Source organism: Pseudomonas gingeri (genome assembly GCF_013385425.1).
GTDB classification, from domain to species: domain Bacteria; phylum Pseudomonadota; class Gammaproteobacteria; order Pseudomonadales; family Pseudomonadaceae; genus Aquipseudomonas; species Aquipseudomonas gingeri_D.
In genome coordinates, this window is the sequence record NZ_JACAQA010000019.1 from 131,405 (window position 1) to 145,298 (window position 13,894).

The 13,894-nt window shown below is 63.4% G+C and carries 15 protein-coding genes; 7 read left to right on the forward strand and 8 right to left on the reverse strand.

The annotated features are described in order from the left end of the window. Positions 1 to 2: 2 nt before the first annotated feature. Entirely contained in the window at positions 3 to 596 is a 594-nt protein-coding gene (locus HX830_RS22560) for a sigma-E factor negative regulatory protein (RefSeq protein WP_177102742.1), read from the reverse strand. Positions 597 to 627: 31 nt separating this feature from the next. After that, the gene (gene rpoE / locus HX830_RS22565; protein ID WP_017127586.1) at positions 628 to 1,209 is read right to left on the reverse strand and encodes an RNA polymerase sigma factor RpoE; all 582 of its coding nucleotides are present in this window, start codon (positions 1,207 to 1,209) and stop codon (positions 628 to 630) included. Between the two features lie 541 nt (positions 1,210 to 1,750). Between rpoE and nadB the strand changes: the two genes are divergently transcribed. Then, positions 1,751 to 3,367 (forward strand): L-aspartate oxidase, encoded by a 1,617-nt coding sequence (nadB, locus tag HX830_RS22570; RefSeq protein WP_103498291.1) that lies wholly within the window; start codon positions 1,751 to 1,753, stop codon positions 3,365 to 3,367. On the opposite strand, the gene HX830_RS22575 is transcribed toward nadB, so the two are convergent. Both HX830_RS22575 and HX830_RS22580 read right to left on the reverse strand, forming a co-directional pair. Then, a complete protein-coding gene (locus HX830_RS22575; protein ID WP_177102744.1) occupies positions 3,336 to 3,788 on the reverse strand; it encodes a protein YgfX in 453 nt (150 codons plus the stop codon). The two genes, nadB and HX830_RS22575, sit on opposite strands and share 32 nt — an antisense overlap. Then, the gene (locus HX830_RS22580) at positions 3,772 to 4,026 is read right to left on the reverse strand and encodes an FAD assembly factor SdhE (protein ID WP_100944438.1); all 255 of its coding nucleotides are present in this window, start codon (positions 4,024 to 4,026) and stop codon (positions 3,772 to 3,774) included. Before HX830_RS22580 ends, HX830_RS22575 begins: the two co-directional genes overlap by 17 nt. Positions 4,027 to 4,177: 151 nt before the next feature. On the opposite strand from HX830_RS22580, the gene ygfZ reads away from it, so the two are divergent. Continuing rightward, positions 4,178 to 5,119 carry a CAF17-like 4Fe-4S cluster assembly/insertion protein YgfZ gene (gene ygfZ / locus HX830_RS22585; RefSeq protein ID WP_152741318.1) on the forward strand — a complete coding sequence of 314 codons (942 nt, stop codon included), beginning with the start codon at positions 4,178 to 4,180 and terminating at the stop codon, positions 5,117 to 5,119. A 23-nt stretch (positions 5,120 to 5,142) separates the two neighbouring features. After that, entirely contained in the window at positions 5,143 to 5,964 is an 822-nt protein-coding gene (locus tag HX830_RS22590; RefSeq protein WP_103498288.1) for an HDOD domain-containing protein, read from the forward strand. Here the strand turns inward: HX830_RS22590 and HX830_RS22595 are convergent. After that, a complete protein-coding gene (locus HX830_RS22595; RefSeq protein WP_152741319.1) occupies positions 5,961 to 7,352 on the reverse strand; it encodes a sensor histidine kinase in 1,392 nt (463 codons plus the stop codon). The two genes, HX830_RS22590 and HX830_RS22595, sit on opposite strands and share 4 nt — an antisense overlap. Further along, positions 7,345 to 8,016 (reverse strand): response regulator, encoded by a 672-nt coding sequence (locus tag HX830_RS22600; protein ID WP_103498286.1) that lies wholly within the window; start codon positions 8,014 to 8,016, stop codon positions 7,345 to 7,347. Before HX830_RS22600 ends, HX830_RS22595 begins: the two co-directional genes overlap by 8 nt. Before the next feature lie 244 nt (positions 8,017 to 8,260). Between HX830_RS22600 and HX830_RS22605 the strand changes: the two genes are divergently transcribed. The 3 genes from HX830_RS22605 to HX830_RS22615 are packed head-to-tail and all read left to right on the forward strand — an operon-like array spanning position 8,261 to position 11,273. After that, positions 8,261 to 9,241, forward strand: a complete 981-nt coding sequence (locus HX830_RS22605) for a Bug family tripartite tricarboxylate transporter substrate binding protein (RefSeq protein ID WP_103498285.1) — start codon at positions 8,261 to 8,263, stop codon at positions 9,239 to 9,241. A gap of 57 nt (positions 9,242 to 9,298) precedes the next feature. Continuing rightward, a complete protein-coding gene (locus tag HX830_RS22610) occupies positions 9,299 to 9,757 on the forward strand; it encodes a tripartite tricarboxylate transporter TctB family protein (protein ID WP_177102746.1) in 459 nt (152 codons plus the stop codon). Position 9,758: 1 nt separating this feature from the next. Then, entirely contained in the window at positions 9,759 to 11,273 is a 1,515-nt protein-coding gene (locus HX830_RS22615; protein ID WP_103498283.1) for a tripartite tricarboxylate transporter permease, read from the forward strand. A 142-nt stretch (positions 11,274 to 11,415) separates the two neighbouring features. Here the strand turns inward: HX830_RS22615 and ung are convergent, their stop codons facing one another. Continuing rightward, complete coding sequence (gene ung / locus HX830_RS22620; RefSeq protein WP_103498282.1) at positions 11,416 to 12,108, reverse strand: uracil-DNA glycosylase; 693 nt, start codon at positions 12,106 to 12,108, stop codon at positions 11,416 to 11,418. Between the two features lie 130 nt (positions 12,109 to 12,238). On the opposite strand from ung, the gene HX830_RS22625 reads away from it, so the two are divergent. Continuing rightward, the gene (locus HX830_RS22625) at positions 12,239 to 13,357 is read left to right on the forward strand and encodes an enoyl-CoA hydratase/isomerase family protein (RefSeq protein WP_177102748.1); all 1,119 of its coding nucleotides are present in this window, start codon (positions 12,239 to 12,241) and stop codon (positions 13,355 to 13,357) included. 15 nt (positions 13,358 to 13,372) lie between these two features. Here the strand turns inward: HX830_RS22625 and HX830_RS22630 are convergent, their stop codons facing one another. Then, on the reverse strand, positions 13,373 to 13,690 hold the full coding sequence (locus tag HX830_RS22630; RefSeq protein ID WP_177102750.1) for a hypothetical protein: 318 nt from the start codon (positions 13,688 to 13,690) through the stop codon (positions 13,373 to 13,375). Positions 13,691 to 13,894: the final 204 nt, after the last annotated feature.

Below are 13,894 nucleotides of genomic sequence, written 5' to 3' on the forward strand. Positions count from 1 at the left end.
CCTTAACGGTTTTCCAAGCTGGCGGCACGGGCGTAGGGCAGAGCACTTTCAGAGCCCTTGAGTGCGGCCTGTTGCGCATGCTGGCGCAGATAGCCTGGCAAACGCTGATCGTGCCAGCCGGACTGGCCTTGCTGCAGCACGCCGTTGGCCATCGGGCCGGTCGACTGGTCGCTGCTTTCAGTGTAGCCGGCCAGCACCGCCGGGCCTTTGGCCGTAGGGGCAACCAAGCCTGGCTGGTTCGATTGCTGGGCCAGTTGGGCACCGACAATGTCATCCTGGTTGTACAGACGCACACCGGCCAGTACGGCCAGGGTGACCGAGGCCGCGACGGCCAGGCGACCGAGGGTACGCCACGGACCGCGAGTGTTTTTAGCCGGGACTTCTCCGCCGGCCAGGGCCGCGGAAACGGCCGAGGCCAGGTCCAGGCGCGGGTCCAACAGTTCCTTGTGCATCACTGCCCGGGCGATTTGGTAACGAGACCAGGTGGCACGGGTCTCGGCATCGTCAAGGGCATTGAGCACCCGACGCAATTCCAGTTCGTCCGCTTCGTTATCCATCACCGCGGACAGCGATTCCTGCAGGGCTTCACGACTCATGGCGGTTCCTCTCTTGGCTGTCGCCGCTGTCTCAGGTTTCCTGCAACAACGGCTGCAGGGCTTTATCGATGGCCTCCCGAGCGCGGAAAATCCGGGAGCGCACGGTGCCCACCGGACACTGCATGACGGCTGCAATGTCCTCATAACTCAGACCGTCGAATTCACGTAAAGTTAAAGCCGTACGCAAATCTTCTGGCAATTGCTGGATGGTCCGATGGACGGTGCCTTCGATCTCATCCCGCAACAATGCACGCTCCGGCGACTCGAGGTCCTTGAGGCCATGATCGCCGTCGTAGAACTCCGCGTCCTCTGAACTCACATCGCTGTCCGGTGGCCTGCGACCGCGGGACACCAGGTAGTTCTTCGCCGTGTTGATGGCGATGCGGTAGAGCCAGGTGTAAAAAGCACTGTCACCGCGAAAATTGCCCAATGCACGGTAGGCTTTGATAAAGGCTTCCTGTGCAACGTCCTGGGCTTCATGGGTGTCGTGCACGAATCGCACGATCAACCCGAGAATTTTGTGCTGATACTTCAGCACCAGCAGATCAAATGCCCGCTTGTCGCCGCGTTGAACGCGCTCGACCAGCTGCTGATCCTCTTCCTGGGTTAGCATGAACACTCCTCATAGGACCTGAAGGAGGCGTGCATCGCGAATTGACCAGGCTTGCAAACATAGACTCGGGCTTCTGGCAAAAGTTCTCCCCCTTCAAGCAAGTTTCCTGTGGCCCGCCGAACGGACACACACGAAAAACGCAGCACGGCCAGCGCCGACTGCGTGAATAATCTGGTCGTCGAATCTGCTTGCGAAGGCCGTCTCAGGCACCTCGCATAAAGCCGACGCTGTCCCCTTCTTTCAGGCACCCCGCATGGGAGCCCGGAGCCCCGTAAAAGTTCCCGGAACCCCCTGCGAGTAATGGCATTGTAATGGCTGTGCTGACCACGGCTGCCTGAGCCTTGGTTATAGCTGAAAAATCATTGCCTTACCCTGCAAAAGCGCATGCATGGCGGCATGGACTGGCGCACACTCAGCGCCCACAGCCCTTTCACAATGCCACAAAGGCCCGGCTATTGTGCCGCTCCCCCCAGCCATATACTAGTGGGCTGTCGGGCGGGGCCCGGCAACTGCCCCCGGGCGCTTTTTTCGGATGTTTCTGATGAGCCGACATTTTCAACACGATGTGCTGGTGATTGGCAGCGGTGCCGCCGGCCTGAGCCTGGCCCTCACCCTGCCCAGCCATCTGCGCATTGCCGTCCTGAGCAAGGGCAACCTGGCCAACGGTTCGACTTTCTGGGCCCAGGGCGGAGTCGCCGCGGTGCTCGACGATACCGACACCGTGCAGTCCCACGTCGAGGACACCCTCAACGCCGGCGGTGGCCTGTGCCACGAAGACGCCGTGCGCTTCACCGTCGAGCACAGCCGCGAGGCCATCCAGTGGCTGATCGACCAGGGCGTGCCGTTTACCCGCGACGAAGAGGCCAGTGCCGATGACGGCGGTTTCGAGTTCCACCTGACCCGCGAGGGCGGCCATAGCCATCGACGGATCATCCATGCCGCCGACGCCACCGGCGCGGCGATCTTCAAGACCCTGCTGGAGCAAGCCCGCCGGCGGCCCAATATCGAGCTGCTGGAACAACGGGTGGCCGTCGACCTGATCACCGAAAAACGCCTGGGCCTGGCCGGCGACCGCTGCCTGGGGGCCTACGTGCTTGACCGCGGCACCGGCGAGGTGGACACCTATGGCGCGCGTTTCACCGTGCTCGCCTCGGGCGGCGCGGCCAAGGTCTACCTCTATACCAGCAACCCCGACGGTGCCTGCGGCGACGGCATCGCCATGGCCTGGCGCTCGGGCTGCCGGGTGGCGAACCTGGAGTTCAACCAGTTCCACCCCACCTGCCTGTATCACCCCCAGGCCAAGAGTTTTCTGATCACCGAGGCCCTGCGTGGCGAAGGCGCGCACCTGAAGCTGCCCAACGGCGAACGCTTCATGCCGCGCTTCGATCCACGGGCCGAACTGGCACCACGGGACATCGTGGCCCGGGCCATCGACCACGAGATGAAGCGCCTGGGCATCGACTGCGTCTATCTGGACATCAGCCACAAGCCCGAAGCTTTTATCAAGGCGCACTTCCCGACGGTGTACGAACGCTGCCTGGAATTCTCCATCGACATCACCAAAGGCCCGATTCCCGTGGTCCCGGCCGCGCACTACACCTGTGGCGGCGTGCTGGTGGACCAACAGGGCCGTACCGATGTGCCCGGCCTGTACGCCATCGGCGAGACCAGCTTCACCGGCCTGCACGGCGCCAACCGCATGGCCAGCAACTCGCTGCTCGAATGTTTCGTCTACGCCCGCTCGGCGGCGGCGGACATTCTCCAGCAACTGCCGCAGATCGCCGTGCCGGCCGCCCTGCCGAGCTGGGATGCGAGCCAGGTGACCGACTCCGACGAGGACGTGATCATCGCGCACAACTGGGACGAACTGCGGCGCTTTATGTGGGACTACGTCGGGATCGTGCGCACCAACAAGCGCCTGCAACGGGCGCAACATCGGGTGCGCCTGCTGCTGGACGAGATCGATGAGTTCTACAGCAACTACAAGGTCAGCCGCGACCTGATCGAGTTGCGCAACCTGGCCCAGGTCGCCGAACTGATGATTCGTTCAGCCATGGAACGCAAGGAAAGCCGGGGCCTGCATTACACCCTCGACTACCCGGACCTGCTGCCCGAGGCTCTGGACACTATCCTGGTGCCGCCCACCTACGTCGGCTGAACTTCAAGCGTACGCGCAGGCGCCGATGCACATCCGGCGCCTGCGCATCCCAGGGAACACACAGCGCACGGACCCGGCGCTCGCCCGGCAGGCGAAAACGCAGCAGCACCAGCCACGGCAGGGCCAGGCTGTCGCGACACAACTGCACCGGCTGCCAGCCAGCGGCCTGGCTCCACAGCTGCCAGCCCTGCTCGTCACGGCGCAAGCCGGTAAAAGCCGACGGATGGCTCAGCAGCAACTGCCGTGGCAACACCCAGGCGCCATGCAGCAGGCACAGCAAAGCCCCGGACAGACTGGCCCAGCGCGGAATATCCAGCAGACAAAGCGAAACCAACGAAAGGCCCAGGGCCCCGAGATACGCCGCCGGCAGCAGCCGTGAGGCCTGCCAGCGGCATTCGAACAGATTACTTGGGCTGGACACGATCCAGGATCATGCGAACCATTCGCTGCAACTCAGGATCTTCCGATTCGGAGCGCTCCATGAACCAGCCGAACATGTCCTGGTCCTCGCATTCGAGCAGGTTGCGATAGCAGTCGCGGTCAGCCTGGCTCAGATGCGGGTACACCTCCCTGACGAACGGTACCAGCAACACGTCCAGCTCCAGCATGCCGCGCCGGCTGTGCCAATAGAGGCGATTGAGTTCTACATCTTCGACCATGGAGCGCTCCTCAAATTTGAGCGCAAGTATACAGCCCTGCGCGCGTGCGGACAGTCGGCTTTGGTCGGGGGCACGGGCACTGTTGTGAACTACCCATTTGCCAGGCGCCCCTCTATGATGTCTCCCATCCTTTATTCCGCTGCGATGACCCATGGCCGATTCCGCTTTTTTCTGCACGCTGACCCACGAAGGCGTTCTTGCCGTCCGCGGCTCCGACGCCACCAAGTTTCTCCAGGGCCAGCTGACCTGCAACCTCAACTACCTGAGTGACGTGCGGGCCAGCCTCGGTGCCCGCTGCACGCAAAAAGGCCGCATGCAGTCGAGCTTCCGTATCCTGCTCGAAGGTGACGGCGTGCTGCTGGCGATGGCCGGCGAGCTGCTGGAGCCGCAACTGGCGGACCTGAAAAAATACGCGGTGTTCTCCAAATCCAAGCTCACCGACGAAAGCGCCGGCTGGGTCCGTTTCGGCCTCGGCGACGGCGACGCCGCCTTGCGCGGCCTGGGTCTTGAGCTGCCGACAGAGACCGACGCGGTGGTCCGCGCGGACAATCTGATCGCCCTGCGGGTTTCCCCGGGACGCAGCGAACTCTGGGTTCCAGCGGATCAGGCCGCCCGGGTGCGCGAGCATCTGGCCGCACAGCTGCATGAAGCCGATCTGAACACCTGGCTGCTCGGCCAGGTGCGTGCCGGTATCGGCCAGGTCATGCCGCAGACCCGCGAACTGTTTATTCCACAAATGCTCAATTTGCAGGCGGTCGGTGGCGTAAGCTTCAAGAAAGGCTGCTATACAGGGCAGGAAATCGTCGCCCGCATGCAGTACCTGGGCAAGCTCAAGCGCCGCCTTTATCGTCTGGCGCTGGTGGCCGACCAGCTGCCGGAACCGGGTAGTACGCTGTTCGCTCCCTCCCATGGCAGCGCCATCGGTGAAGTGGTGATCGCCGCCCGAGCGGAAAATGGCATTGAACTCCTGGCCGTTCTGCAAGCCGAAGCTGCGCAGGAAGGTCATGTGCACCTGGGCGATTTGCAAGGTCCGGCCCTGACATTACTGGACTTGCCCTATCAACTGGACCGCGACAGCGAAATCCAGCGTTAAACGCACCGCCCTAGAGAATTGAAATGAACAAGCTGGCGGAAAAGGTCCAACGGGATTTGGTCAAGGCCATCGACAACGATGACCTGGTTCTGCCGACCCTCCCGGAAGTGGCCCTGAAGATTCGCAAGGCGGCGGAAGATCCGGAGATCAGTGTCAGCACCTTGAGCAAAGTGATCGGTGGCGACACTGCCTTGTCGGCGCGCCTGATCAAGGTGGTCAACAGCCCGTTGCTGCGGGCCAGCCATGAAGTTACCGACCTGCACACGGCTATCACCCGGCTGGGCGTCAACTACAGCAGCAACCTGGCCATCGGCCTGGTCATGGAGCAGATTTTCCATGCCCGCTCCGAGGTGGTGGAACAGAAGATGCGCGAGGTCTGGCGCAAGAGCCTGGAGATCGCCGGGGTCTGCTACGTGCTGTGCCGCAACTTCACCCTGCTCAAGCCGGACCAGGCGGCGCTGGGTGGGCTCGTGCACCAGATCGGCGTTCTGCCGATCCTGACCTATGCCGAGGACCACTATGAGTTGCTCGCCGATCCGCTGAGCCTGGATCATGTGATCGACAGCATTCACCCGTTGCTCGGCGACGAGTTGCTGAAGGTCTGGGAGTTTCCGGAGATGCTCGCCAAGCTGCCCGGGCAATACCTGAACCTGGAGCGTGACAGCAAGGGCGTCGACTATATCGGCCTGGTGCAGATCGCCAGTGTGTTTTGCCATCAGGGCACGGCGCATCCTTTCGGGCAAATCGCCCTGGGCGACTTGAAAGCCTTTATCAAGCTGGGGCTGGATGCGCAGAGCAGCGCCCTCAGTGACCAGCTCAACGAAGCGCGGGAGATGTTCCGCTAGACTGATCCGGCGATAAAGCTCACACGGACCTTCAAACCGTGGGGCTGGGCCTCATGCAGACTGATCTGCGCCAGATGCGCCCGACAGATCTCGCCGACAATCGCCAAACCCAGCCCGGCACCGACGCCCTGCTGATGACGCCGGTAAAAACGCTCGAAGACCCGCCCCCGCTCCTCCAACGGAATCCCCGGCCCGTCGTCCTCGACCTCCAGCACTGCCGGCAAGCCGACCCGCAGGATCACATTGCCACCGGACGGTGTATGGGCCAGGGCGTTGTCCACCAGGTTGCTCAACAACTCGTTGAGCAAGGTCGGCTCACCCCGCAACCACACCGGCTCGTCGGCCTCCAACGCCAACGCCACACCCCGCGCATGGGCCAGCGGCGCCATCGCCATGCCCAACTCCCGCGCCAGCTGACTGAGATCGAGCAACTGCGCGCCGCCCTCGGCAATCGCCCGCGCGCCATTTTCGATCCGCGCCAGCGACAGCAACTGGTTGGCCAGATGGGTCAGGCGATCGGTACCCTGGGCCGTGGTTTCCAGGGTCTCGCGCCAGATCGCCGGCTCGTTCGCCCGCAAGCCCAGCTCAAGACGCGCCTTGAGCGCCGCCAGCGGCGTGCGCAGTTCATGGGCGGCGTCGGCGATAAACTGCCCCTGGCGCTCGAACTGCCGACGCAGGCGTTCGGTGAAGTGATTGAGCGAGCGCACCAATGGCCAGAGTTCATGCTGCACCTCCACCAGCGGCAAGGGCCGCAGATCGTCCGGCTGGCGCTCTTCCACCGCCGCGCGCAAACGCTCCAACGGACGCAAGGCCGCGCTCACGGCAAAGCCCACCAGCAGCAACGCGCCCCCCGCCAGCATTCCCAGGCGCAGCAGGGTGTCGGCCATCAGGCTACGGGCCATGTTCACCCGCGCCTCATCGGTTTCGGCCACTCGGATTTCCGCCATGCCGTTCATGTTCGGTTCGCTGACCGCCTTGAGCAGGCTCACCACCCGCACGTTCTGCCCGCGATATTGGCCGTCGTAGAAGCGCGCCAGCGCCGGATAGTCATCGGTGCGCGGCGTGCCGGGCGGCGGTGCGGGGAGGTTTTCGTAACCGGAAATCAACTGCTGGTGGATGTCGTTGACCTGGTAGTAGATCCGCCCGGCGCTGTCATAGGCAAAGGTGTCCAGGGCCACGTAGGGCACGTTGGCGCTCAGGCTGCCGTCGCGTTGCGAGAGGCCGGCGGCGATGGTCCGCGCCGAGGCCAGCAAGGTACGGTCATAGGCCGTATCCGCCGCTTCGCGACCGTTGTAATAAGCGCTCCAGCCGCTGGCGAGCATCAATGCCACCAGCAACAACGCCAGGTTCCACAGCAGCCGCCAACGCAGGCTGCCGGCCTTATGCATCGCGGTGTTCCAGCAGATAGCCGAGGCCACGGAAGGTGACGATGACCACCGCCTGGCCGTCGAGCTTCTTGCGCAGGCGGTGCACGTAGATCTCGATGGCATCGGCGCTGGCCTCCTCGTCCAGGCCGAAGACCTGCGCGGCCAACTGCTCCTTGCTCATCACCCGACCCGGTCGGGCAATCAGTGCCTCGAGCACCGCTTGTTCGCGCGAAGTCAGGGTCAGCAGTTCGTCACCGAGGCTGAAACGCCGGGTGTCCAGGTCGTAGACCAGCGGCCCACAACGTTGCTGGCGCTCACCGCCGAGCACGCTACGGCGCAGCAGCGCCTTGACCCGTGCTTCCAGCTCAGTGAGTTCGAACGGCTTGGCCAGGTAATCGTCGGCCCCCAGGTTCAGGCCATGGACGCGGTCCTTCACATCACTGCGCGCGGTGAGCATCAGCACCGGCAGGTTCTTGCCGCGGGCGCGCAAACGGGCCAGGACTTCAAAACCGTCCAGGCGCGGCAGGCCCACGTCGAGGATCGCCACGGCGTATTCCTCGCTGCTCAAGGCCAGGTCGGCGGCCACCCCATCGTGCAGCACATCCACGGTCAAACCCGCGCTCTTGAGCGCCTGGGCAACACTTTCAGCCAGTTGGGGATGGTCTTCGACCAGAAGCACGCGCATGGATTTCCTACCTCGACCGGGCTGACTTAAACGCCCTTTTGGCCGGGAGTCTACCGGATAAACAAAGCGCCGCTAGCCATCGCCGGCCGAGTTCAGCGGACCTTTTGCGCTGAAAGCCTGGTGAAAGGTTGACCCATTAGAGTCCCCTCACGGACAGTGACGACCACCGTCGGAGCAGGTCCTTGGAAACCCGAAAACGCCTCGATGCGTTTTCGTTCGAATAAGAACAATAATGGAGTCACCCATGATGTTGCCATTGCGCACCTTCGCCCTCGCCGCCGGCTGCCTGCTGTTTGCCGGACACCTCTGCGCCGCCGAACCCAAACGCCCCGAATGCATTGCCCCGGCCTCCCCCGGCGGTGGTTTCGACCTGACCTGCAAGCTGGCGCAAAGTGCCCTGGTCAACGAAAAGATCCTCAGCAAACCCATGCGTGTCACCTACATGCCCGGTGGCGTCGGGGCCGTGGCCTACAACGCCGTGGTCGCCCAGCGCCCGGCCGATGCCGGCACCCTCGTGGCCTGGTCCAGCGGTTCGCTGCTGAACCTGGCGCAAGGCAAGTTCGGCCGCTTCGACGAAGGCGCGGTGCGCTGGCTGGCGGCCGTCGGCACCAGCTACGGGGCCATCGCGGTGAAAAGCGACTCGCCGTATAAAACCCTCGACGACCTGGTCAAGGCGCTGAAGGCCGACCCGAGCAAGGTGGTCATCGGCTCCGGCGGCACCGTCGGCAGCCAGGACTGGATGCAGACCGCGCTGATCGCCAAGGCCGCCGGGATCAACCCCCGTGATCTGCGCTACGTGGCCCTCGAAGGCGGCGGTGAAATCGTCACCGCGCTGATGGGCGGACATATCCAGGTCGGCAGCACCGACATTTCCGACTCCATGCCCCATATCCAGAGCGGCGATATGCGCCTGCTGGCGGTGTTCGCCGAAAAGCGCCTGGACGAAGAGGAAATGAAGAACATCCCCACCGCCAAGGAACAGGGCTACGACATTGTCTGGCCGGTGGTGCGCGGTTTCTACCTGGGGCCAAAGGTCAGTGACGAAGACTACGCCTGGTGGAAAGCCGCCTTCGACAAACTCCTGGCCTCGGAAGACTTCGCCAAGCTGCGCGACCAGCGCGAACTCTTCCCTTTCGCCATGACCGGCCCCGAGCTCGACACCTATGTGAAGAAACAGGTCGCCGACTACAAGGTGCTGGCCAAGGAATTCGGCCTGATCCAGTGATCATCCGCGCCTAGCGTTCGCGCCCCTGCAAAGGGGCGCGCCACAGGAGTTCGTCCCATGCTTCTACAACGACTGTTTGCCGTCGTGTTGCTGCTGGCCTGCGCCGGCCTGGCATTGATGGCCTGGCCCTATCAGGCAGCCTTTTCCTACGAACCGGTCGGCCCCCGCGCCTACCCGCTGCTGATGCTCGGCCTGATGGGCCTGGGCCTGCTGTACCTGCTGTTTCGTCCCACCCCCATTGTGCACAGCGAAGAAGAGCCGCCGCTGGACCGTGCCACCTTGCGCAAGATCGGTGTTTGCGTGGTGCTGTTGCTGGCGTTCGCCGCCACCTTCGAATCCCTGGGTTTCATCCTCAGCAGCATCCTGGTGGGCATCCCCATGGCGCGCCTGTACGGCGGCCGCTGGTTGCCCAGCGCCGTGATCATCAGCCTGATGAGCGTCGGGCTGTATCTGCTGTTCGATAAAGCCATGGATGTGCCGCTGCCCCTCGGATTGCTCGACGTACTGGAGAACTGACATGGATACTTTCGGCTATCTGGGCCAGGGCTTCGGCGTCGCCCTGAGCCCCTACAACCTGGTGACCGCACTGTGCGGGACCCTGATCGGCACCGTCGTCGGCCTGCTCCCGGGCCTGGGCCCGATCAACGGCGTGGCGCTGCTGATCCCGATTGCCTTCGCCCTCGGCCTGCCGCCGGAGTCGGCGCTGATCCTGCTGGCGGCGGTGTACCTGGGTTGCGAGTACGGCGGGCGGATCAGCTCGATCCTGCTCAATATCCCCGGCGAAGCCTCCACCGTGATGACCACCCTCGACGGCTACCCCATGGCCCGCCAGGGCCTGGCCGGCGTAGCCCTGTCGCTGTCGGCCTGGAGCTCGTTCATCGGTGCCTTTATCGCCACCTGCGGCATGGTGCTGTTCGCCCCGTTGCTGGCGAAATGGGCGATTGCCTTCGGTCCGGCGGAGTACTTCGTGCTGATGGTCTTTGCCATCGTCTGCCTTGGCGGCATGGCCGGCGACCGACCGCTGAAGACTTTTATCGCGGCGCTGATCGGCCTGTTCCTGTCGAGTGTCGGGATCGATGCCAACAGCGGTGTGTACCGTTTCACCGGCGACAATATCCACCTCACCGACGGCATCCAGTTCGTGGTGCTGGTGCTGGGCCTGTTTTCCATCAGTGAAATCCTCCTGCTGCTGGAAAAGACCCATCGCGGCCAGGAAGCGGTGAAAGCTACCGGGCGGATGATGTTCAACTTCAAGGAAGCCGCCTCGGTGTTCGTGGTGAATATCCGTTGCGGCCTGCTGGGTTTCATCATGGGCGTGTTGCCGGGTGCCGGCGCGACACTGGCCAGTGCCGTGGCCTATATGACGGAAAAACGCCTGGCGGGTGCCAGCGGCACCTTCGGCCAAGGTGACAAACGTGGCCTCGCCGCACCGGAAACCGCCATCGGCGCCTCGGCCTGCGGTGCCCTGGTGCCGATGCTGACCCTCGGCGTCCCCGGTTCCGGGACCACGGCGGTGATGATCGGCGCCCTGTCGCTGTACAACATCACCCCCGGCCCGCTGTTGTTCCAGCAGCAGCCGGACATCGTCTGGGGTCTGATCGCGTCATTGTTTATCGCCAACGTCATGCTGGTGATCCTCAATATCCCGATGATCCGTATCTTCACCCGCATCCTCGCCGTGCCGAACTGGGCGCTGGTGCCGGTGATCGCCATCATCACCGCGATCGGGGTCTACGCCGTCCACGCCACCACCTTCGACCTGTTCCTGATGGTCGGCATCGGTATCTTCGGCTATATCCTGCGCAAACTGGATTTCCCGCTGTCGCCGGTATTGCTCGGCTTTATCCTCGGCGGATTGATGGAGTCGAACCTGCGCCGGGCGCTGTCGATTTCCAACGGTGCGCTGGAAATTCTCTGGTCGAGCCCGATCACGGCGGGGGTCTGGGCACTGACGGCGATCATGCTGCTGATGCCGCTGCTGCGGATCTGGCGCAAGCGTTCGGCCCAGCGCCGCGCATTGGCGAATGCTTGAGAACTGACGAACTGTCACTTCTCCCTGTAGGAGCGAGCTTGCTCGCGATGGTGGTCAACGATAACGCGGGTAGTCTGATGCCCCGTGGTGTCTGGTCGTCCATCGCGAGCAAGCTCGCTCCTACAGGGGGTGGGCAAGACCGTCAGAGCGGCGGCAAGGCCCACTGAATCGGCGCCAGGCCGTTCTGTTCGAGGAACTTGTTGGTCCGGCTGAAATGCCCGCAGCCGATAAAACCGCGATAGGCCGACAACGGCGACGGGTGCACCGACTTCAACACCAGGTGCTTGGTCGCGTCGATCAGCTTCTGCTTGCCCTGGGCATGGGCACCCCACAGCAGGAACACCAGTTTGTCCTGGCGCTCGCTGACCACCTCGATAATCCGATCGGTAAAGAACTGCCAGCCACGATTGGCGTGTGAGGCGGCGATGCCGCGTTCCACGGTCATGGTGGTGTTGAGCAACAACACGCCCTGCTCGGCCCAGCTTTGCAGGTAGCCATGCTTGGGAATGTCGATATTCAGGTCGCGCTGCAATTCCTTGTAGATATTGACCAGCGACGGTGGCGCCGGAACACCTGGCTGCACCGAAAAGCACAGGCCATGGGCCTGACCGGGGCCGTGGTAGGGGTCCTGGCCGATGATCACCACCTTCACCTGATCCAGCGGCGTGGTGTTCATGGCATTGAAGATCAGCGGGCCCGGCGGGTAGATCTCTTTCCCGGCGGCACGCTCCTGGCGCAGAAATTCTCGCAACTCGCTCATGTAGGGCTTGTCGAACTCTTCACGGAGCGCCTGCTTCCAGCTGGGCTCGAGTTTGATGCGGTCTTCGTCGGTCATGATCGTGTCCGGAAATAACAATGGGGCGGACACTAGGAAAGCCCATCACGCTTGTCAATTGATCCGCGACAGAACCGGCACTTTCCCACACAAGGATCATACTGTGCATTCAACGAGTAGCGAGGTCACGATGAACCTGCATTTCGAAGAGCTCACCGGTATCAACGGTGCCCGCCTGGGTATCGCCACCCTGGATGCCGAACACACCCTCAACGCGCTGTCCCTGCCGATGATCCAGGTTCTGGACGAACGTCTGGAGACCTGGGCGCGGGATCCGAACATTGCCTGCGTGCTGTTGCGCGGCAACGGCGCCCGGGCTTTCTGCGCCGGCGGCGAAGTGCGCAGCCTGGCCCAGGCCTGCCAGGCGCACCCCGGCGCCGTACCTCCGCTGGCCAGCGTGTTCTTTGCCTCGGAGTACCGCCTCGACTATCGCCTGCACACCTATCCCAAGCCGGTGCTGTGCTGGGCCCATGGTTATGTCCTCGGCGGCGGCATGGGCCTGCTGCAAGGCGCGTCCATTCGTATCGTCACCCCGAGCAGCCGCCTGGCGATGCCGGAGATCGGCATCGGTTTGTACCCGGATGTCGGCGCCAGTTGGTTCCTGTCGCGACTGCCAGGCAAGCTGGGGTTGTTCCTCGGCCTGACCGGCGCGCAGATGAACGCTCGCGATGCCATCGACCTGGGCCTGGCCGACCGGCTGCTGAGCGACGATCAACAGGAAGAGCTGATCGAAGGGCTGTTGCAACTCAATTGGCAGGAACAGACGGCGATGCAGCTCAACAGCCTGCTCAAGGCCCTGGAGCGTCAGGCCCGCGATCAGCAACCGCAGCCGCAGGCGCAATGGTTGCCGCTACGTGATCGCATCGATGAATTGCTGGATGTCAGCGATGTGCACTGTGCCTGGAAGGCCATTGCGCAATTGGCCGAAGACGCCGACAAACGCCTGGCCCGGGCGGCCAGGCAACTCAAGGAAGGCTGCCCGCTGACCGCGCACCTGGTCTGGGAACAGATCGCCCGGGCCCGGCACCTGTCGCTGGCGCAGGTGTTCCAGATGGAATACACCCTGAGCCTCAACTGCTGCCGTCATCCGGAGTTCAGCGAAGGCGTGCGGGCACGGCTGATCGACAAGGACGGCGAACCGCGCTGGCATTGGCCGGATATCGCCGCCGTGCCGGAAGCGGTGGTCGAGGCGCACTTCCACAAGGCCTGGGAGGGACGTCACCCGCTGGCGGACTTGTCGGACTACTGATCGAAGTTGCCCGGGTCAGCGTCCGTTGCCGTTGCCGTGTCCACGGCCACCGTCGCCACGGTGACCACCGCGGCCGCCATGGTCGTCACCGCTCCATTGATGCCGATCCCAACCCCAACCCCGGTTCGGGTAAGGGCGATAGGTCGGTGCGTAATAGCGTGGCGCGGGTACATAATAGTCGTGCCGGTAGTAGGAGCCGTCGCCGTAGTAATAGGCCGGGGCCGGGGCGGTGTAGACATCGGAGCGGTAGTAGGTGGCCCCACCATCGTAGTAGGGCACGCACGCGGACAGCAGCAGGGACAGGCTTGCAGCGAGAAGGATTCGAGGGTACATGGCGGCCTCCTGGACCGCTAAGGGGCGCCGGACAGCGACGCTGACCGACGTAGGCGGGCCAATGCCCGCCTACACCTGATCAGACCGTGAAACCCTTGGCGAGTGCCCTGAAACCAAAAATTCCCCCGCCATACCGCGTGGTCGCCAAAAGCTTCGCGGGCAAGCCCTGCTCCTACAGTTCAGCGTCGAATACAAATCTTGTGT